19 protein-coding genes are annotated in these 20,756 nt (G+C 52.3%); 4 read left to right on the forward strand and 15 right to left on the reverse strand.

Features of this window, described 5'->3' with window-relative positions:
- Positions 1-454: 454 nt before the first annotated feature.
- A complete protein-coding gene (gene ssb1, locus GFB57_RS02745; protein ID WP_003031723.1) occupies positions 455-979 on the reverse strand; it encodes a single-stranded DNA-binding protein SSB1 in 525 nt (174 codons plus the stop codon).
- Between the two features lie 251 nt (positions 980-1,230).
- On the opposite strand from ssb1, the gene uvrA reads away from it, so the two are divergent.
- Complete coding sequence (gene uvrA / locus GFB57_RS02750) at positions 1,231-4,053, forward strand: excinuclease ABC subunit UvrA (RefSeq protein WP_003031720.1); 2,823 nt, start codon at positions 1,231-1,233, stop codon at positions 4,051-4,053.
- A gap of 115 nt (positions 4,054-4,168) precedes the next feature.
- On the opposite strand, the gene GFB57_RS02755 is transcribed toward uvrA, so the two are convergent.
- The 5 genes from GFB57_RS02755 to dnaB all read right to left on the reverse strand — a co-directional run bounded on the left by GFB57_RS02755 (position 4,169) and on the right by dnaB (position 9,447).
- Entirely contained in the window at positions 4,169-4,525 is a 357-nt protein-coding gene (locus tag GFB57_RS02755) for an MmcQ/YjbR family DNA-binding protein (protein ID WP_003031719.1), read from the reverse strand.
- Between the two features lie 127 nt (positions 4,526-4,652).
- Positions 4,653-5,366 carry an acid phosphatase AphA gene (aphA, locus tag GFB57_RS02760; RefSeq protein ID WP_003031718.1) on the reverse strand — a complete coding sequence of 238 codons (714 nt, stop codon included), beginning with the start codon at positions 5,364-5,366 and terminating at the stop codon, positions 4,653-4,655.
- A gap of 247 nt (positions 5,367-5,613) precedes the next feature.
- Complete coding sequence (gene tyrB, locus GFB57_RS02765) at positions 5,614-6,807, reverse strand: aromatic amino acid transaminase (protein WP_008324291.1); 1,194 nt, start codon at positions 6,805-6,807, stop codon at positions 5,614-5,616.
- A gap of 128 nt (positions 6,808-6,935) precedes the next feature.
- On the reverse strand, positions 6,936-8,015 hold the full coding sequence (gene alr / locus GFB57_RS02770) for an alanine racemase (RefSeq protein ID WP_003031716.1): 1,080 nt from the start codon (positions 8,013-8,015) through the stop codon (positions 6,936-6,938).
- 16 nt (positions 8,016-8,031) lie between these two features.
- A complete protein-coding gene (gene dnaB / locus GFB57_RS02775) occupies positions 8,032-9,447 on the reverse strand; it encodes a replicative DNA helicase (protein ID WP_003031715.1) in 1,416 nt (471 codons plus the stop codon).
- A 64-nt stretch (positions 9,448-9,511) separates the two neighbouring features.
- On the opposite strand from dnaB, the gene GFB57_RS02780 reads away from it, so the two are divergent.
- Positions 9,512-10,495, forward strand: coding sequence for a quinone oxidoreductase (locus GFB57_RS02780; protein WP_003031714.1), 984 nt, complete (start codon positions 9,512-9,514; stop codon positions 10,493-10,495).
- A gap of 301 nt (positions 10,496-10,796) precedes the next feature.
- On the opposite strand, the gene pspG is transcribed toward GFB57_RS02780, so the two are convergent.
- The 3 genes from pspG to GFB57_RS02795 all read right to left on the reverse strand — a co-directional run bounded on the left by pspG (position 10,797) and on the right by GFB57_RS02795 (position 12,767).
- Positions 10,797-11,039, reverse strand: coding sequence for an envelope stress response protein PspG (gene pspG / locus GFB57_RS02785; protein ID WP_003031713.1), 243 nt, complete (start codon positions 11,037-11,039; stop codon positions 10,797-10,799).
- A 133-nt stretch (positions 11,040-11,172) separates the two neighbouring features.
- Positions 11,173-12,171 carry a tRNA dihydrouridine(20/20a) synthase DusA gene (gene dusA / locus GFB57_RS02790; protein ID WP_003031712.1) on the reverse strand — a complete coding sequence of 333 codons (999 nt, stop codon included), beginning with the start codon at positions 12,169-12,171 and terminating at the stop codon, positions 11,173-11,175.
- Positions 12,172-12,278: 107 nt separating this feature from the next.
- Positions 12,279-12,767 (reverse strand): cupin domain-containing protein, encoded by a 489-nt coding sequence (locus GFB57_RS02795; RefSeq protein WP_003031710.1) that lies wholly within the window; start codon positions 12,765-12,767, stop codon positions 12,279-12,281.
- A 115-nt stretch (positions 12,768-12,882) separates the two neighbouring features.
- Here GFB57_RS02795 and zur point away from each other — a divergent pair, with 115 nt between their 5' ends.
- Positions 12,883-13,401, forward strand: coding sequence for a zinc uptake transcriptional repressor Zur (zur, locus tag GFB57_RS02800; RefSeq protein WP_003031709.1), 519 nt, complete (start codon positions 12,883-12,885; stop codon positions 13,399-13,401).
- 48 nt (positions 13,402-13,449) lie between these two features.
- Here zur and GFB57_RS02805 read toward each other — a convergent pair whose 3' ends face one another.
- From GFB57_RS02805 to GFB57_RS02820, 4 genes are all read right to left on the reverse strand, one after another.
- A complete protein-coding gene (locus GFB57_RS02805) occupies positions 13,450-13,659 on the reverse strand; it encodes a CsbD family protein (protein WP_003031706.1) in 210 nt (69 codons plus the stop codon).
- 136 nt (positions 13,660-13,795) lie between these two features.
- Positions 13,796-15,115: an MATE family efflux transporter DinF gene (gene dinF, locus GFB57_RS02810; RefSeq protein ID WP_003031705.1), complete on the reverse strand. Its 1,320-nt coding sequence runs from the start codon at positions 15,113-15,115 to the stop codon at positions 13,796-13,798.
- Positions 15,116-15,246: 131 nt separating this feature from the next.
- Positions 15,247-15,855 (reverse strand): transcriptional repressor LexA, encoded by a 609-nt coding sequence (gene lexA, locus GFB57_RS02815; protein ID WP_003031703.1) that lies wholly within the window; start codon positions 15,853-15,855, stop codon positions 15,247-15,249.
- A gap of 109 nt (positions 15,856-15,964) precedes the next feature.
- Entirely contained in the window at positions 15,965-16,333 is a 369-nt protein-coding gene (locus GFB57_RS02820; RefSeq protein WP_003031701.1) for a diacylglycerol kinase, read from the reverse strand.
- 171 nt (positions 16,334-16,504) lie between these two features.
- Here GFB57_RS02820 and plsB point away from each other — a divergent pair, with 171 nt between their 5' ends.
- Complete coding sequence (gene plsB, locus GFB57_RS02825) at positions 16,505-18,925, forward strand: glycerol-3-phosphate 1-O-acyltransferase PlsB (RefSeq protein WP_003031699.1); 2,421 nt, start codon at positions 16,505-16,507, stop codon at positions 18,923-18,925.
- Between the two features lie 39 nt (positions 18,926-18,964).
- Here plsB and GFB57_RS02830 read toward each other — a convergent pair whose 3' ends face one another.
- Both GFB57_RS02830 and GFB57_RS02835 read right to left on the reverse strand, forming a co-directional pair.
- Complete coding sequence (locus tag GFB57_RS02830; protein ID WP_003031697.1) at positions 18,965-20,008, reverse strand: hypothetical protein; 1,044 nt, start codon at positions 20,006-20,008, stop codon at positions 18,965-18,967.
- Positions 20,008-20,754 (reverse strand): molecular chaperone, encoded by a 747-nt coding sequence (locus GFB57_RS02835; protein WP_003031695.1) that lies wholly within the window; start codon positions 20,752-20,754, stop codon positions 20,008-20,010. Before GFB57_RS02835 ends, GFB57_RS02830 begins: the two co-directional genes overlap by 1 nt.
- Between the last annotated feature and the right edge of the window lie 2 nt (positions 20,755-20,756).

The raw sequence follows: 20,756 nt of genomic DNA on the forward strand, positions 1-20,756 counted from the left end.
AAAGCATTTATCAACCCCCACCAATAAAAAGCAGCGGATAATAAACGTATTTTCATTAACGAAGAATTGATAAGCCAAAAGTATTATTTAAAGCCAGACATTAATTTGTCAATATTTACCATGCAGTAAAATACATTTTTTCCATTAATTTAATTAAATATTATTCGCCGGGAAACTATCTCAAAAAGAAGAATTTGAATGTACGACACATATCCACCAATTATTATCTTCATATTTTCTTTTATTATTCGATAATACCTACATTTATTTTTATTCCCCATGGTTATAAATAAATATTATCGAATGTTAGCGCCAATCAGCTCGCATTAAATGAATCATCAAGCAACGATGATAAACCAGAAAATACCGAATAATTAATTCTGAATAAGAGATGTAAAAAAACCCCGTCGCAACGGGGTTTTCATTAGTACGAACGTTAATACGTTCAGCTATCTTAGAACGGAATATCGTCGTCGAAATCCATCGGCGGTTCGTTAGACGGCGCTGCCGGAGCGGACTGCTGCGGACGAGATTGCTCGCCGCCGCTGAACTGATTGCCGCCCTGCGGCTGCTGAGGCTGACCCCAACCACCCTGCTGCTGGCCGCCACCTGCCGGAGCACCACCGCCCTGACGACCGCCCAGCATTTGCATGGTGCCGCCAACGTTAACAACAACTTCAGTGGTGTACTTTTCTACGCCGGACTGATCGGTCCATTTGCGGGTACGCAGCTGACCTTCGATATAGACCTGGGAACCTTTACGCAGATATTCACTGGCCACTTCCGCCAGTTTGCCAAACAGCACAACGCGGTGCCATTCAGTCTGCTCTTTCATTTCACCGGTCGCTTTATCACGCCAGGATTCGGAAGTAGCCAGCGTAATGTTGGCAACTGCGCCACCATTCGGCATATAGCGTACTTCCGGGTCCTGGCCCAGATTACCGACGAGAATCACCTTGTTTACGCCTCTGCTGGCCATGATCGTGTCTCCTGAAAAACGTTACTGAATAAGTGTAAGCGCGGGATTGTAGCATTTCCAATAGCGCTTTTACTACGTTGCGAAGTTGATTCCAGTAAACAACCCCCGCCAGACATTGTTGCACAGGAACATGCGTTTTGCATTCCAATACTGTATATCCATTCAGGTCAGGTTGTGTCATAATTAACCGTTTGTGATCGCCGGTAGCACCATGCAGCCAGGCAAAAAAGCGTTTAATCCGGGAAAGATGAATGGATAAGATCGAAGTTCGGGGCGCCCGCACCCATAATCTCAAAAACATCAACCTCGTCATCCCGCGCGACAAGCTGATTGTCGTCACCGGGCTTTCGGGCTCAGGCAAATCTTCGCTCGCTTTCGACACCTTATATGCCGAAGGGCAGCGTCGTTACGTTGAATCCCTTTCCGCGTACGCGCGTCAATTTCTGTCGCTGATGGAAAAACCGGATGTCGACCACATTGAGGGGCTCTCTCCTGCCATCTCAATTGAACAAAAATCGACGTCCCATAACCCGCGATCCACGGTAGGTACAATTACCGAAATTCACGACTATCTGCGTCTGCTGTTTGCCCGCGTTGGCGAGCCGCGCTGTCCGGATCACGACGTTCCCCTGGCAGCGCAGACCGTTAGCCAGATGGTGGACAACGTCCTGTCCCAGCCGGAAGGCAAACGTCTGATGCTGCTGGCACCGGTAATTAAGGAGCGTAAAGGCGAGCACACCAAAACGCTGGAAAACCTGGCGGGCCAGGGCTATATCCGCGCCCGTATCGACGGCGAAGTGTGTGACCTTTCCGATCCGCCCAAGCTTGAGCTGCAAAAGAAACACACTATTGAAGTGGTGATTGACCGCTTTAAAGTTCGTGACGATCTCACCCAACGACTGGCTGAATCCTTTGAAACCGCGCTGGAACTGTCCGGTGGTACGGCGGTGGTCGCCGATATGGACGACCCGAAAGCGGAAGAGCTGCTGTTCTCCGCTAACTTCGCCTGCCCTATCTGCGGCTATAGCATGCGCGAACTGGAACCTCGGCTGTTCTCGTTTAACAACCCAGCGGGCGCGTGTCCAACCTGTGACGGTCTCGGCGTGCAGCAGTATTTCGATCCTGACCGGGTGATTCAAAACCCGGAACTGTCGCTGGCCGGTGGTGCTATTCGTGGTTGGGATCGCCGTAACTTCTATTATTTCCAGATGCTTAAGTCTCTGGCTGAACACTATAAATTCGACGTTGAAGCCCCATGGGCCAGCCTGAGCCCTACCGTGCATAAAGTGGTGCTGTACGGTTCGGGTAAAGAAAATATCGAATTCAAATACATGAACGATCGCGGCGATACGTCCGTACGTCGTCACCCGTTTGAAGGTGTGCTGCACAATATGGAGCGTCGTTATAAAGAGACGGAATCCAGTGCGGTACGCGAAGAATTAGCCAAATTCATCAGTAACCGACCGTGCGCCAGTTGTGAAGGGACGCGTTTACGTCGCGAGGCCCGCCACGTATTTGTTGAAAATACGCCGCTGCCTGCAATTTCTGACATGAGCATCGGTCATGCAATGGATTTCTTCAACAATCTGAAGCTTGCGGGTCAGCGGGCGAAGATTGCCGAGAAAATTCTTAAAGAGATTGGCGATCGTCTGAAGTTCCTGGTCAACGTCGGCCTCAACTACCTGACGCTATCGCGGTCGGCGGAAACGCTATCCGGCGGTGAGGCCCAGCGTATTCGTCTGGCAAGCCAGATCGGCGCGGGTCTGGTCGGTGTAATGTACGTGCTGGATGAACCGTCTATCGGTTTGCATCAGCGCGATAACGAGCGTCTGCTGGGTACGCTTATCCACCTGCGTAATCTGGGTAATACCGTCATTGTAGTCGAGCACGATGAAGATGCGATTCGCGCCGCTGACCACGTTATCGATATCGGCCCCGGCGCGGGTGTTCACGGCGGTCAGGTCGTCGCCGAAGGGACGCTCGACGACATCATGGCAGTGCCTGAGTCGCTGACCGGCCAGTACATGAGCGGTAAACGCAAGATTGAAGTGCCTAAACAGCGCGTTGCGGCTGACCCAGAGAAAGTGCTGAAGCTCACCGGCGCACGCGGCAACAACCTGAAAGATGTCACCCTGACGCTGCCGGTAGGTTTATTTACCTGCATTACCGGTGTTTCCGGTTCGGGTAAATCGACACTGATTAACGATACTCTGTTCCCGATTGCGCAGACGGCGCTGAACGGTGCGACGCTGGCTGAACCTGCGCCGTATCGCGACGTTCAGGGCCTGGAACATTTCGACAAAGTGATCGACATTGACCAAAGCCCGATTGGCCGTACGCCGCGTTCTAACCCGGCAACCTACACCGGCGTGTTTACGCCAGTGCGCGAACTGTTTGCCGGCGTGCCGGAGTCACGTGCACGCGGTTACACCCCGGGGCGTTTCAGCTTTAACGTCCGCGGCGGACGCTGTGAAGCCTGTCAGGGCGACGGCGTGATCAAAGTCGAAATGCACTTCCTGCCGGATATCTACGTGCCGTGCGATCAATGTAAAGGCAAGCGCTATAACCGCGAAACGCTGGAAATTAAGTACAAAGGCAAGACTATCCACGAAGTGTTGGATATGACGATTGAAGAAGCACGCGAGTTCTTCGATGCCGTTCCAGCGCTGGCGCGTAAGCTGCAAACACTAATGGACGTTGGCCTGACGTATATCCGACTGGGTCAGTCCGCTACCACACTCTCGGGCGGCGAGGCGCAGCGCGTGAAGCTGGCGCGCGAACTGTCAAAACGCGGTACCGGGCAAACGCTGTATATTCTCGATGAGCCGACCACCGGTCTGCATTTTGCGGATATTCAGCAACTGTTGGACGTACTGCATCAGCTCCGGGATCAGGGCAACACCATCGTGGTGATTGAGCACAATCTGGACGTGATTAAAACCGCTGACTGGATTGTCGATCTCGGTCCGGAAGGTGGCAGCGGCGGCGGCGAAATTCTTGTCTCCGGCACACCAGAAACGGTCGCTGAGTGTGAAGCCTCACACACGGCACGTTTCCTCAAACCACTGTTGTAACTACGCAACACTTATCAGGCCCACAGAACACGCATAAAGCTTGTAGGCCTGATAAGGCGCTTGCGCAGCATCAGGCAACGGTTGTGCCTGATGGCGCTACGCTTAACAAGACCGTTCAGGGCTGCGTCAGTATCCGCCGTTTATCAGCAGGCAGCGTGTTCACAGCCTGCTGATAAGAAGCGTCGACCAGATAATAAATCTGTGAATCCGGCAGCGAGCCGTCCAGATACACCGTACTCCAGTGCGCCTTATTGAGATGCCTGCTTGGCCGAACATCGCTATGCTGCTGGCGCAACAACTCTGCCAGTTCTGGGCTGGTTTTCAGAGACACCGCCGGGCGTTCTTCCACCTCTTTTACCATGGCAAAAAGCACATCTTCGACTTTGATTTGCGTGGCCTTCCAGTCACTGTGAACACTCTGCTCCGCGCCCATTTTTGCCATGCAGTATTGCAGCAACTCCGAATTCGTCATCTTTATTCCCCTTACCAGCATATTGCCTAATGAGAACATCATTTATTCAGTGTGCAGCAAGTCCGCAAAAGGTAAAAGCCAGCAATGTAAATTTGTTTAAAAAAACAGCAATCCGCAGCCAGTGTCCTCAATATTCCGAGTTGACGATCACCTCTTCACCAAACGCACCGGCCTGTGGCAGCGGCTTATAAGTGGAGTTAGAGGCGCGCAAAATGCGAATACCACGAATACCCACGTCGCGAGCGGCAGTGATGTCATTATCGGAGTCACCGTAAAACATGCGGATATTTTTATCCTGTAACCACTGCGTTTTGGTGTTCTGGCCCGGCTTATCGCCGGCAAAAATGACCGGATTCATATTGCCTGCCGGGATGTGAAAGTTATCAGACAACGTTTTCGACACCGTTTCAGTCTTCGTCTGGCTACGCCCGGTCACGAAAAAGATGCTGTCACCACGACGCACATGCATATCAATTAGCTGGCGCGCGACTTCTTTTGGAATACTGAACTCGTCCCAGCCGTTATTCATTTTTTCCCAGAAGGCCGGATTCTTCAGGTAATCCTCACTGTCCGGAGAATACGTTTTTTTACCGCGCCAGAAGCCTGGGCTGGAAAAGAGGACTGTGTCATCAATATCAAACCCGACCGCCATCGGCGGACGTCCGGCCAGGCTGTTTTCAATTTGTGCCACGGAGACCCAGTGAATGGGAGCCTGCTCAGCGAGTTTTGCAACATTGGTGCCTGGATTGAGCTGAGAGGGAGAAGAAACGAGTGCCTGGGCTGGCTGATTTAGCGTGAACAATAAACAAACGGCACTCAGTGCCAACGTAAACTTGCGCATATTTTTCCCTAAGTAGTCAGTTAGTTATCATTTTTTATTAACAACTGGTCAAAAAACTATCTGACCTTACCCCTTAGGGGGAGGGAAAGGAAGGATTTTCTCTGGTTTTGCCCTGGAAAAGGAGCACGATCACACAGGAAAGCGTGCCTGATGGCACGACGCTTATCAGACCTACAAACGAAAATCCATATACCTTTGTAAGCCGGATAAGGCATTTACGCAGCCATCCGGCAACATACAAAGCCGGTTACATGACGGCGGCAAATGCCTTTGCCACGCGCTGCACGTTACCGTGATTCAACCCAGCTACGCACATGCGACCGCTGGCGATCAGGTACACACCGAACTCATCGCGCAGGCGATCAACCTGGGCTGCGCTAAGCCCGGTATAGCTGAACATACCGCGCTGTTGCAGCAGGTAGTCAAAGTTACGGCCCGGGATCTCTGCATTCAATACGTTAACCAGCTCCTGACGCATCGCCAGAATGCGGGTACGCATCTCTTCGACTTCCGCCAGCCAGCTGGCTTTCAGCGCGTCATCACCCAGTACCGCGGCAACTACCTGCGCACCAAAGTTTGGTGGGCTGGAGTAGTTCCGGCGTACCGTCGCTTTTAGCTGCCCCAGAACGCGGCTGGCAGTATCACCATCTTCACATACTACAGACAGTCCGCCGACACGCTCGCCGTACAAGGAGAAAATCTTCGAGAATGAGTTACTGACCAGAGCGGGCAATCCGGCGCTGGCAATGGCGCGAATCGCATAGGCGTCGTCTTCTATTCCACCACCGAAGCCCTGGTAAGCAATGTCCAGGAACGGAATCAAATCGCGTGCTTTCAGGATCTCAATAACGCTATCCCACTGCGCAGGAGTTAAATCCGCACCCGTCGGGTTATGGCAGCACGGATGCAGCAGCACGATGCTGCGCGCCGGTAAAGTATTCAGCGCTGCCAGCAGGTCGTTGAAACGCACGCCGTTAGTCGTGTCGTCATACCAGGGGTAAGTGCTTACTTCGAATCCAGCCCCCTCAAAAATCGCGATATGGTTTTCCCAGGTCGGATCGCTGACCCATACGCCAGAATCAGGGAAATAGCGTTTCAGGAAGTCTGCGCCAACCTTTAACGCACCGGAGCCGCCCAGCGTCTGAATAGTTGCGACGCGCTGCTGCTGGAGAACCGGATGATCTGCGCCAAACAGCAGCGGCGCAATAGTATGACGATACGTGTTCAGACCTTCCATCGGCAGATACAGCGAAGCACCATGCGGTTTGGCATTAAGTCGAGCTTCCGCTTCCGCCACCGCTTTAAGCTGAGGAATAATTCCGTCTTCGTTGTAATACAGGCCGATGCTGAGGTTCACTTTGTCGCTACGTGAATCTTCTTTGAAGCGCTCCATGAGCGATAAAATCGGGTCGCCGGCGTAGGCGTCAACTTTCTGAAACACGTGTGGTTCTCCAGGTTTACAGGCAAGGGTTAAGAACACAATAAACCGGAAGCGGGAGAAGATCGAGAGGATGTTGAGGGTAATATTGCCGGAAGGCGGCGTAACCGCCTGTCCAGCACATCATTCTGCTAATCGATATACTTCATCGCCACCCTTGAGGTCAGGCGCGTAATAAGTTCGTAAGCACTTACTTTCGTCATTTCAGCAATGCGTTCAACGGGCAGTCCCTCCCCCCACAGAATCACCGAATCGCCGGCTTTATCCTGCGCTTCGGGGCCTAAATCGACGCAGATCATATCCATCGCAACGCGACCGACGATCGGCACTTCACGGCCATTGACCAGTACCGGCGTCCCAGACGGCGCCGCACGCGGATAACCATCACCATAGCCCATTGCCACAACGCCCAGACGCGTATCGCGCTCGCTCTGCCAGGTTCCACCATAGCCAACCGGTTCGCCCGCTTTGTGCTCACGCACCGCAATCAGGCTGGAGGTCAACGACATCACCGGCTGACAGCCAAAATCAGCACCGATGGAGTGATTTTCCAGTGGCGACACACCATACAGAATCAGTCCCGGACGCGCCCAGTCGAAGTGAGACTGTGGCCACAGCAGAATACCGCCCGATGCGGCAATCGAACGCTGCCCAGGTTTGCCCTCGCAAAAGCTGTTGAAGATATCGAGCTGTTTTTCGGTCGCGCCGCATTCAGGTTCGTCTGCGCGCGCAAAATGGCTGACGATATTGACCGGCTGGCGCACATTTTCACATTGAGTTAGGCGCTGATAAAACGCCTCGGCCTGCTCAGGGCGTACGCCCAGGCGGTGCATACCGGTGTCGAGCTTCATCCAGACGGTAACGGGTTCAACCAGATTAGCGGCTTCCAGGGCTTCGAGCTGCTCCTGGTTATGGACGGCTGTATGCAGACGCTGCGCGGAAATAGTCGGCAGATCGGAGGCATCAAAAAATCCCTCCAGCAGCAGGATGGGCTGCGTGATCCCTCCCGCTCGCAACCGCAGGGCTTCTTCAAGACGAGCGACACCAAAAGCGTCCGCATCGGGGAGCGTTCGCGCGGTCTCTAACAGACCATGGCCGTAGGCGTTCGCTTTCACGACCGCAACCAGTTTACTGGCAGGAGCCAGTTCACGCAGACGTTGCAGGTTGTGTCGCAGAGCGCGGCGGTTAATGACTACAGTTGCCGCTTGCATTTGTATTCCTTAGAAATTACTCATCATCATATTGAGGACCGGCATAGTTGTCGAAGCGGGACCACTGTCCGTTAAACGTCAGGCGCACCGTACCGATCGGACCGTTACGCTGCTTACCAATAATAATTTCGGCGATGCCTTTTAAGTCACTGTTTTCGTGATAAACCTCATCACGATAGATAAACATGATTAAGTCGGCATCCTGTTCGATGGAGCCGGATTCACGCAGATCCGAGTTAACCGGACGCTTGTCGGCGCGTTGTTCCAGAGAGCGGTTAAGCTGCGACAGCGCCACCACCGGCACATGCAATTCTTTCGCTAACGCTTTCAGCGAGCGGGAGATTTCTGCAATTTCCAGCGTACGGTTGTCGGAGAGCGACGGCACGCGCATCAGCTGCAGGTAGTCGATCATGATAAGTCCGATACCGCCATGTTCACGGGCGATACGACGGGCACGCGAGCGCACTTCCGTTGGCGTCAGGCCGGAGGAGTCATCAATATAGATGTTTCGTTTCTCCAGCAAAATACCCATTGTTCCGGAAATTCGTGCCCAGTCTTCATCATCCAGTTGACCGGTACGGATTTTGGTTTGGTCTACGCGTGAGAGCGAGGCCAGGGTACGCATCATGATCTGTTCCGAGGGCATTTCAAGACTAAAGATAAGAACCGGCTTATCCTGCAACATCGCTGCATTTTCGACGAGGTTCATCGCAAATGTCGTTTTACCCATCGACGGACGCGCGGCAACGATAATTAAGTCTGACGGCTGCAAACCAGCCGTCTTTTTATTGAGGTCGTCATAACCGGTGTTCACCCCGGTGACACCGTCGTGCGGCTGCTGGAACAACTGCTCGATACGCGCGACGGTGGCGTCGAGCACATCAGTAATATTTTTCGGCCCTTCGTCTTTATTTGCGCGGCTTTCCGCGATTTTAAAGACACGGGATTCAGCAAGATCCAACAGATCTTCACTGGAACGGCCTTGCGGATCAAACCCGGCTTCCGCGATTTCGTTCGCAACCGAAATCATGTCACGAACAACGGCACGTTCGCGGACGATATCCGCATAAGCGCTAATATTCGCTGCACTTGGCGTATTTTTAGATAACTCAGCCAGGTAAGCAAAACCGCCGACGCTGTCCAGTTGTCCCTGAACCTCCAGCGACTCTGCCAGCGTGATCAGATCGATGGGTTTCCCCATCTCCTGCAGGCGATGCATTTCCGTGAAGATATGCCGGTGCGGCCGGGTATAAAAATCTTCCGCCACCACACGCTCGGCGACATCGTCCCAGCGTTCGTTATCCAGCATTAAACCGCCCAACACCGACTGTTCCGCTTCAATCGAGTGCGGCGGTACTTTCAGCCCGGCGACCTGGGGATCGCGCTCACGAGCATCAGTCTGTTGTTTGTTGAAGGGTTTATTTCCTGCCATAGTGAATGGAGTTACCGAGATAATGATTGGGTCGAAAGATTACCACATTTCTTTTGGAGGAAGCATGGCAACACGTATTGAATTTCACAAGCATGGTGGCCCTGATGTACTCAAGGCGGTGGAGTTTACACCCGTAGACCCGGCGGAAAATGAAATCCAGGTCGAGAACAAAGCTATTGGGATCAACTATATCGACACCTACATCCGCAGTGGTCTTTATCCGCCGCCATCTCTGCCCAGCGGCCTGGGTACCGAAGCTGCCGGCGTAGTCAGCAAAGTCGGCAGCAAAGTGACACACATTAAAGCTGGCGATCGCGTGGTGTACGCCCAGTCTGCCCTTGGTGCCTACAGCTCAGTGCATAACGTTCCGGCCGATAAAGCCGCCATCCTACCCAACGCTATCTCATTTGAACAAGCCGCAGCCTCATTCCTGAAAGGGTTAACCGTTTTTTATCTGCTGCGTAAAACCTATGAAATTCAGCCTGATGAGCCGTTTTTGTTCCATGCGGCTGCGGGCGGCGTCGGGATGATTGCCTGCCAGTGGGCAAAAGCATTGGGCGCGAAGCTGATTGGTACCGTCGGCAGTGCGCAAAAAGCGCAAATTGCGCTGCAGGCCGGCGCATGGCAGGTCATTAACTATCGTGAAGAAAGTATAGTTGAGCGAGTGAAAGAGATAACCGGTGGAAAAAAAGTACGGGTGGTGTATGACTCGGTGGGGAAAGATACCTGGGAAGCCTCGCTGGATTGTTTACAGCGCCGGGGACTAATGGTCAGCTTTGGTAATGCTTCCGGGCCGGTGACTGGCGTGAACTTAGGTATTCTGAACCAGAAAGGTTCGCTGTACGTGACCCGTCCTTCACTCCAGGGGTATATCACCAATCACCGCGAATTAACCGAAGCCAGCAATGAGCTATTCTCGCTAATTGCCAGCGCAGTAATCAAAGTGGATGTCGCGCCTGGTCAGACGTTCGCACTGCACGATGCACAGCGTGCTCATGAAGTACTGGAAAGCCGGGCAACGCAGGGATCGAGTTTGCTAATCCCATAATGCTTCGACTTCCCCTAAATAATTCAAATTGCAGGAAGGCGGCAATTGAATGAATCCCCAGGAGCTTACTGGAGTAAGTGACTGGGGTGAATGAAAGCAGCCAACACACCTGCGGTTTGAATTATGACGGGGAAGTAAAGAATTAGGGCTTCCCGTGGGAAGCCCTTTCTTTTTTTAGTTCGGCTGTATGTAGGGTACAGCTCGATGAATTCGTTAACCTGGCAATAGTGACAGATTTGATAATCAATTCCTATTTGGTTCTAAAGGCAATGTTGCAGGTTGTGACGCACCGCTCAATACCTTAGTAAAATCGACGGTTATTGCGCTGATACTGTGGGACTTTTGGCGCTTTTATCGCCTTGATAACCCACACCACGGCAACAGCCAGTAGCAGCCAGGGCAACAGTTTAATCATCAAGGCAAATAGTCCGCCCAGAAACATCACTGCGGTGGCTACGACCAATGCGGCCAGAACGCCCAGCAAAGATACGCCGGTGACCATCAGCATGATAAAAAATCCAATCACAAAAAGTAGTTCCAGCATGGCTCTCTCCCGAAATGAAATTCTCTCCATTGCTTTACAAGAAACATGCCAAAAATAATGCATTGATTTATAAAGAAAACGCCCCGCGACAAAGCACAGGGCGTGGTGAAATTAACTAACTTTTGGTGAAAACTTAACGCTTGTCTGCCACCAGCTTCAGCGCGTGCTCCAGTACGTTAATATCTGCCCCGGCTTTATGCGCATTTTCGCTCAGATAGCGACGCCACTGACGAGCCCCAGGGATCCCCTGAAACAGCCCCAACATATGGCGCGTCACATGTCCCAAATAGGTTCCCTTACTCAGTTCACGCTCAATGTACGGGTACATGGCGCGCACCACGGTAACCGGATCGGTATCTTCGGTGGTAGCTGCAAAAATCTCACGGTCAACGGACGCCAGAATTCCTGGGTTTTGATAAGCTTCGCGCCCTACCATCACGCCATCCATATGTTGCAGATGAATTTTCGCTTCTTCCAACGATTTAATGCCGCCGTTGATCGACATAGTCAGATGCGGGAAATCACGCTTTAGCTGATAAACACGGTCATAATCCAGCGGTGGAATTTCGCGGTTTTCTTTCGGGCTTAACCCGGACAGCCAGGCCTTGCGGGCGTGAATGATAAACATCTCACATTCGCCGTTGCCAGATACCGTGTTAATGAAATCGCAGAGGAATTCGTAACTGTCCTGGTCATCAATGCCGATACGCGTTTTCACCGTTACCGGAATCGACACCACGTCGCGCATTGCTTTGACGCAATCGGCGACCAGTTGCGCATTCCCCATCAGGCAAGCGCCAAACATGCCATTCTGCACGCGGTCGGAAGGACAACCCACGTTGAGATTGATTTCGTCATAACCCCGCTGTTCAGCGAGCTTTGCGCACTGCGCCAGCGCCGCAGGATCGCTCCCGCCCAGTTGCAATGCGACCGGATGCTCTTCTTCGCTATACGCCAGATAATCGCCTTTACCATGAATGATCGCGCCGGTGGTTACCATCTCCGTATAGAGCAACGTCTGGCTGGACAGTAAGCGCAAAAAGTAGCGGCAGTGTCTGTCCGTCCAGTCGAGCATCGGCGCGATAGAAAAACGATGAGCGGGAAAAGCGGTAGACTGAGATTCAGGCAGCATGGCGAATATTCAAGCATCCGGTTAAAAAAGGGGCGCTACTATAGCATAGACCGTTACGATAGTGAGCCACATCCTCGCGGCTCACTCCCCCTGCTCCTCAACAAACGCTATTTACGCCCCGGTTTTCCGTCATGTGATCCGAAAAACTGCGGCGGATGGTCGACCCAGCGATCCTCACGTGTAGCGGCATAGACCGGGTTAAGCGGATAATAAATGCGGTTATATTTTTTGTTCGCCTCACCCACGACTAACAGACGCACCTCTTCACTGGTGTTATTGATAAAGGTATGGCACACGCCTGTACCTGCCGGGAAACCGACGCTGTCGCCCGGTTCTAGCTTCCATAAATACCCGTTAATCCAGGCCTCAGGATAACCTTCCAGCACATAGATAAACTCTTCCTCATCGCTTTCAGCGTGCGGGTACGACGTGCGCCGACCCGGCGGCAGGCGTTCATGATGAATGCCGAGTCGTCCTAACCCCAACTTGCGGGCAAGCGGCGCGCCAATAGCAAATAGCTCATCACTGTCGGGATAAGTGGAGTCATCAGCCCCCTCAACCTCACGCCAGTGGCGAATACAATCGGGTCTTTTCATGGTTATTTTCCAGTATTGCGATGCGTCAGGTATAGCACACCGCGGTGGATCTCGGCGTTTTAAGCAGAACATGTTAAAGTAAGGGATTAACCTTCCACGCAAATCGAGGCGCCAAATGGACAAAACCACTACGCAAGAGTTATTGGCTCAAGCTGAAAAACTCTGTGCGCAACGCAACGTGCGGCTTACGCCACAACGTCTCGAAGTGCTGCGCCTGATGAGCCTGCAGGAAGGGGCTATCAGCGCCTATGATCTGCTCGACCTGTTGCGGGAAACCGAGCCGCAGGCCAAGCCGCCAACCGTGTATCGCGCGCTCGATTTTCTGCTGGAACAAGGGTTTGTGCATAAGGTGGAATCCACCAACAGCTATGTCCTTTGCCATCTGTTCGATCAGCCAACCCACAGTTCCGCGATGTTCATTTGTGACCGCTGTGGCGTGGTAAAAGAAGAGTGCGCAGAAGGTGTGGAAGACATCATGCATACGCTGGCGGCCAAAATGGGCTTTGCTCTGCGACATAATGTTATTGAAGCACACGGGCTGTGTCCGGCCTGTGTAGAAGTTGAGTCATGCCGCCATCCTGGCGAGTGCCAGCATGACCATACGATTCAGGTGAAGAAGAAAGTTGGGCGCTAGGTAAGGGGGAGAGCGTACATCCTTGTACTCTCAGGAGGGAGGGGTTAATTACCAGCGGTAATCATTACGTTTTTCCCAATCGTTAACTTCTTTCTCCGCCTGATCTTTCGCGTAACCGTAACGTTCCTGGACTTTACCGACCAGTTGGTCACGTTTACCTTCAATGACCGTCATATCATCATCGGTCAGTTTGCCCCATTGCTCTTTCACTTTACCTTTAAACTGCTTCCAGTTGCCGCCGACTTCGTCTTTATTCATCATCAAGTCCTCATCGTTAGGTTGTGAATAGCGAGAGTGCCATGTCCAGACACATGCTGTTTTCTCTGGACGTGAGAATAAGTGTAGTCAGGGATTCTGGGTTTTATTTACTATTCGGAATTTTTAACCATCCTGCTCAGGCGAACCAGGTTCCATTACGCCAGTGGCGTCGCCAGATAAAGGCCAGTGAAAGCCCACGCAGCGCGAGGAAAACGGTTAACGCCAGCCACAAGCCATGATTTCCCAGCCACGGTAAAGTCAGCAGCGTTAATGCGAATCCTGTGGCGGCAACGGCCATACTGTTGCGCATTTCTGCCGCGCGCGTCGCGCCAATAAACATGCCGTCGAGCAGATAACACCAGACACCCACCAGCGGTAACACCACCTGCCAGAAGAGATAGCGATCGGCCAGTAGTCGGATTTGCGGCAGCGAGGTCAGTAGCGCAACAATCTGCTCGCCAAACAGGGTATAAACCAGCGAAAACAGAATAGCCACAATACCGGACTGCCGACAAGCCGCCCGCCAGACGTCCAGTAACTGGCTGCCATCTCGCGCCCCATAGGCCTGGCCCGAATGCGCTTCCACGGCATAGGCAAATCCATCCAGCGCGTAGGCGGTAAAGGTTAGCAGGGTCATCAGAACGGCATTAACCGCAATAATATCGCCTCCCAGACGTGCACCCAGCACCGTGATAGCGCCAAAACAGAGCTGCAGCAGCAGCGAGCGCAACATGATGTCACGGTTAAGCGCCAACAAACGGCGGAAGTTGCCACGCCACGCCTGCTTCAGCATTGCCAGCGAAATTCCGCGCATATGCAGGACTTTGCGCACCATCATCAGACCGATCAGTAAGGTGGCATATTCAGCAATCACCGTCGCCAGTGCCGCACCTTGCACGTTCATATGCAGACCCATCACCAGCCATAAATCGAGCACAATGTTAAGAATATTGCCAACAATCAACAGGATAACCGGCGCACGCGCATACTGAACGCCAAGCAGCCAGCCGAGCAGCACCAGATTAGCCAGCGAGGCGGGTGCGCTGAGCCAGCGGATTTCAAGGAAACGCCGGGCTTGTTCCAGTACCGCTTCACTTCCCCCGACAATATGCAGCGCGACATCGATAATCGGCGTACGAAACAGTGCGATAAGCAACCCCGCGCCCAGCGCCAGCATTAGCGGCTGCACCAGTGCGCGCGCCAGCGCCTGAGGATTTTTCGCACCAAATGCCTGCGCAGTAAGACCCGTGGTGCTCATGCGCAGGAAAAGCAGCAGCATAAAGAGAAAACTGGTTGCCGTAGCACCAACCGCAACACCGCCAAGATAGACCGGGCTATCCAGATGACCAATCACCGCGGTATCCACCAGTCCCAGCAGGGGAACAGTGATATTGGAGAAGATCATCGGTAAGGCGAGGTGCCAGAGTGCTTTATCAGAAGAGGTAAAGAAAGGCATACAGGAGGGCCTGAGAAGAAGTTAGACGTACTGGACAATGTGATGCAGGCCCGGCAAGCGCAGCGCTACCGGGCACATTGCCGGATGGCAACGTAATCGTCTTATCCGGCCTACAGAGATTCAGCAGAAAATCAGAGCCATTCACCGTTACGAATGACACCTACCGCCAGCCCTTCAATGGTGAAGCTTTGCTCACGCAGGTCGACAACGATAGGTTTAAATTCGCTATTTTCTGGCAGAAGTTCAACCTTGTTGCCCTGCTTTTTCAGGCGTTTAACCGTAACTTCGTCATCAATACGGGCAACAACAACCTGACCGTTACGCACGTCCTGAGTTTTATGCACAGCGAGTAAATCACCGTCCATAATACCAATATCTTTCATCGACATACCGCTAACGCGCAGCAGAAAATCGGCGTTCGGTTTAAACAGTGAAGGATCGACCTGATAATGGCCTTCGATGTGCTGCTGCGCCAGAAGTGGCTCACCTGCCGCCACGCGGCCGACAAGCGGTAATCCTTCTTCTTCTTCCTGCAGCAGTCGAATACCGCGCGATGCGCCAGATACAATTTCCAGCACACCTTTACGCGCCAGCGCTTTCAGATGTTCTTCAGCTGCGTTTGGGGAACGGAACCCCAAACGCTGCGCGATCTCCGCACGCGTCGGTGGCATACCTGTCTGGCTGATGTGATCTCTAATGAGATCAAACACCTCTTGCTGCCTGGCCGTTAACGCTTTCATTCCGCCCCCTGGGTGTATATACAGTTATGCTGTGAGTATATACAGCTAAAGGCGATTTTGGAACCGCAAACTGCACAAAAAACAGGAGATTTATAAAGATGTGGAATCCTTATCGCAAATGCGACCACAACAGGATGCCCCAGGTGATCAGAGCAACGAAAATAGACAGCAACACTGCCGCCGACCCCATATCTTTCGCCCGACCGGAAAGTTCGTGATACTCAGAGCCAACACGGTCAACCACCGCCTCAATCGCACTGTTGAGGATTTCAACGATCATCACCAGCATCACGGAACCAATCAACAGCACGCGGGTAATCGCATCGACGTCCAGCCAGCAGGCGATGGCTACGCCCAGTAGTACGGCAACGCTTTCCTGGCGGAATGCCGCCTCATTGATCCATGCGGCGCGAAAACCTTTCCAGGAATAGCCTGCAGCTTTGATAATTCGGGTAAATCCAGTGGTATTATTGGCCATCAAAAAGAACCTTTTTACATTATTAGCGTCAATGTCATTGTAACGTTACCCCGTTTGTTTCAGGGTGTGGCAAAGCAGCGCGAAGTATGACCGGATACCACAGAAATTCACTAAACTTTCTGATATCCTTGCAGCGCATTTGCATTATTAACCAGAGGCTTTACATCGTTTATGTCCGGCTGGCCACGAATTTACTACAAATTACTGAATTTACCATTAAGCGTCCTGGTAAAAAGCAAGTCTATTCCGGCAGAACCTGCCCCGGAATTGGGACTCGATACGTCTCGTCCCATTATGTACGTCCTACCGTACAATTCAAAAGCAGACTTGCTGACGCTGCGTGCCCAATGTCTGGTGCACGATCTCCCCGATCCCCTGGAACCGCTGGAGATAGACGGGACTTTACTGCCGCGCTACGTGTTTATTCACGGCGGCCCGCGTGTGTTCACCTATTACACGCCAAAAGAAGAGTCCATCAAGCTGTTCCATAACTATCTCGACTTACATCGCAGCAATCCAGACCTGGATGTGCAGATGGTGCCGGTTTCGGTGATGTTTGGCCGTGCGCCAGGGCGTGAAAAAGGTGAAGTTAATCCGCCGTTACGTATGCTAAATGGCGTACAGAAATTCTTTGCGGTATCCTGGCTGGGTCGCGACAGTTTTGTCCGCTTCTCCCCATCGGTCTCTCTGCGTCGTATGGCGGATGAACACGGTACGGATAAGATCATTGCCCAGAAGCTGGCACGCGTGGCGCGTATGCACTTTGCTCGCCAGCGTCTGGCCGCTGTCGGCCCGCGCCTCCCTGCCCGCCAGGATCTGTTTAATAAGCTGTTAGCTTCAAAAGCGATCGCTCGCGCGGTAGAAGATGAAGCGCGCAGTAAAAAAATCTCCCACGAAAAAGCGCAGCAAAATGCCATTGCGCTGATGGAAGAGATTGCAGCCAACTTCTCCTATGAGATGATCCGCCTGACGGACCGTATTCTGGGCTTTACCTGGAACCGTCTGTATCAGGGCATTAATGTTCACAATGCGGAGCGTGTACGCCAACTGGCGCACGACGGCCATGAAATTGTCTATGTGCCCTGCCACCGCAGCCATATGGACTATATGCTGCTGTCATACGTTCTGTACCACCAGGGACTGGTTCCGCCGCACATCGCTGCCGGTATCAACCTGAACTTCTGGCCGGCAGGCCCGATTTTCCGCCGTCTGGGTGCGTTCTTTATTCGTCGTACCTTCAAGGGCAACAAGCTCTACTCCACCGTATTCCGCGAATACCTGGGCGAATTGTTCAGCCGCGGCTACTCGGTTGAGTACTTTGTCGAGGGTGGACGTTCACGTACTGGTCGTTTGCTCGACCCGAAAACCGGCACCCTGTCGATGACTATTCAGGCGATGCTGCGCGGCGGTACGCGTCCTATTACTCTCGTACCGATCTACATCGGCTACGAGCACGTAATGGAAGTGGGCACCTACGCAAAAGAGCTGCGTGGCGCGACGAAAGAGAAAGAAAGTCTGCCACAAATGCTGCGTGGCTTAAGCAAGCTGCGTAACCTGGGTCAGGGCTACGTCAACTTTGGTGAACCAATGCCATTGATGACTTACCTCAACCAGCATGTGCCAGAGTGGCGTGAATCTATCGATCCTATCGAGTCGATTCGCCCGGCCTGGCTGACGCCGACGGTGAATAACATTGCCGCCGATCTGATGGTGCGCATTAACAACGCCGGCGCGGCCAACGCCATGAACCTGTGTTGTACCGCGCTGTTGGCTTCCCGCCAGCGCTCTCTGACCCGTGAACAGTTAACCGAGCAGCTCGACTGCTACCTGAGCCTGCTGCGCAACGTGCCGTACGCGGCGGACTCAACCGTTCCTGCGCAAAGTGCCAGTGAACTGATCGACCACGCCTTGCAGATGAACAAGTTTGAGGTCGAGAAAGACACCATCGGTGACATCATTATTCTGCCGCGCGAGCAGGCCGTCTTGATGACGTACTACCGCAATAACATTGCGCATATGCTGGTTCTGCCTTCGTTGATGGCAGCCATTGTGACTCAGCACCGTCGTATTTCACGCGTCGCGCTACAGCAGCATATTGATGCGTTGTACCCGATGCTAAAAGCCGAGTTGTTCCTGCGCTGGGAGCGCGATGAACTTGCCGGAGTGATTGACGAACTGGCCAGCGAAATGCAGCGCCAGGGACTGATTACTCTACAGGATGGCGAGCTGCATATTAATCCTGCCCGCTCCCGTACGCTGCAGCTGTTGGCTGCGGGTGCTCGCGAGACGTTGCAACGCTACGCTATCACCTGCTGGCTACTGAGCGCCAACCCGTCCATCAACCGTGGCACGCTGGAGAAAGAGAGCCGCACCGTGGCACAACGCCTCTCCGTGCTGCACGGCATTAACGCGCCGGAATTCTTCGATAAAGCGGTGTTCAGCTCTCTGGTGCTGACGCTGCGTGACGAAGGATTCATCAGCGATACCGGGGATGCCGAGCCGGAAGAGACGATGAAGATCTACCAGATGCTGGCCGAACTGGTGACGTCAGATGTGCGTCTGACCATCGAGAGCGCCACACAGGGCGAGTAAGCATAAAAAAACCGGTCGAAATGACCGGTTTTTTTTAGGCTACTGATAGTTTATTTTCAGTACAAGATCCTTGCTGAACGGTCCTAACTGTATATCACTACCCGGTTTTTTCGTCAGTTTTGCCATGTAATTATGGGTAACCGTGCTGGCACCGCCATCCGGATAGTAGGTGGCAAACGGATAGTAGGTATTCATCAGGAGGTCTTCGCCTAACGTTTCATCCCGAATTTGCATCAGCAGACCATTCCCCATATCCACACGATTGGTGTCATACAAATCGTCGGTGTTAAAGCTCATGGTGACATCAAACTGCTGAGAACAGGCTGCAGTTGCGTCGCGTATGGTTGATACGCTAAACGGCGCTTTTTGCGACAACACTTCAACGTTATTCACCTGACCAAAATTGACCACCTGGCTTTCAGGGAAGATTTGAATATCCACGCCGCAGTCGAGAAAGTGAACGTTGTTCATCCCAGTAATGTTAAAACGCAGGTTTTTCGCATTAGCCGCCAGGTTCGCCCCTCCCTTACCATCAAACTGCAGAACATTAATATTACCAAAGTCATAGACGGTATCAGGGTTATCAGGAAAGCCTTTGAGTTTTACATACAAACGAAAACGGGCTGGAAAGGTAATATTCTTCTGCACTGTGCTTCCATTACAAACAGGGTCATGCCAAAACCCATCGTAATATTGCTCGAATGTATCCAGGCACGCGCCAGTATCAATCCCCTCATCGATCCCCTCATGGTCAACACCATTATAGGTTACACCAAAGGTGAACAGAGGGTTATTCAACACATCAGCACTGTTCTTAGCCGTCAGTTTAATCCACGCAAAGATGTCCTCCGTCTGATTGCTTGTGCTCCAGCCTGTCGCACCATCGCAATACACTGTGACGTTGATATCCGAGCTTTCCCATATTTTACTGCCAAGCACCGCGTTGGACGGAACGGTAAAACTGGGTAATTCTACACCGAACGATGTTTGCCCATTCACCACATCTTTATAGCAGTTTATTGCCCAGGCAGAAGATGAACACAGTAAGAGTACGGCCCCCAGAAAGGTTAAAATCGTTTTCATCATTTACCCTTCTGCGCAGGTTCACTATGGCAAACGGGCTGGACGGATGTGCAGCTTACGCTGAACATATTTAAGCCACCGTAGTCACCGATATAGCCAATCTGAAATTTAGCCGGCAGATTTTTAATCTCTGAAGTGGCCTGCTCAAAGGGGTTGACCATAAATCCATCGGCTCCCGGTAAAAGCGTTTTGCCGTCAATGCCGATATAACCCACTGTTACGTGGTAAGGGGTATCGTTTTTAATCGTTATGCCTGAAGCCGTCCGCGAAACCTCAACTTTTTCCATCGGTACTGCCTGGCCTTCTTTCAGCACAATGGCTTTGGGTCGCCAGAATAATTTCAGGCGGCTTTGCATTGCCAGTTGCATGGTATTTTTTTGTTCCGTACGCGGCGGAATTTCACGTATGTTATAAAAAAACAACGACTCTCTGTCCGCAGGAAGCTGCTGCAACGTCGGCTGTCCCATCAGGCGAACCTGAGTTTGTTCTCCCGCTTCAAGGCGTACTAACGGTGGTAACGGCGAAATATATTCGCGCGTTTTTTGATTATTTTTATCTTCAACCCATGACTGCGCCAGGTAGGGCTGCGTTTTGCTCTGGTTCGTTAATTTAATGCTGACGCTTTTATCCGTTTCATTAAAGATAATGCGTGTTCTGTCTGGTGAGACAGTCGCGTTTGCCACAGAGCAAACGCTGAGTAAACCCAAAAGTCCTTTCACAATAAATGTTGGTTTCATCTTATTCATCC

This window comes from Citrobacter sp. S39 (assembly GCF_009495675.1).
Lineage (GTDB): Bacteria > Pseudomonadota > Gammaproteobacteria > Enterobacterales > Enterobacteriaceae > Citrobacter > Citrobacter freundii.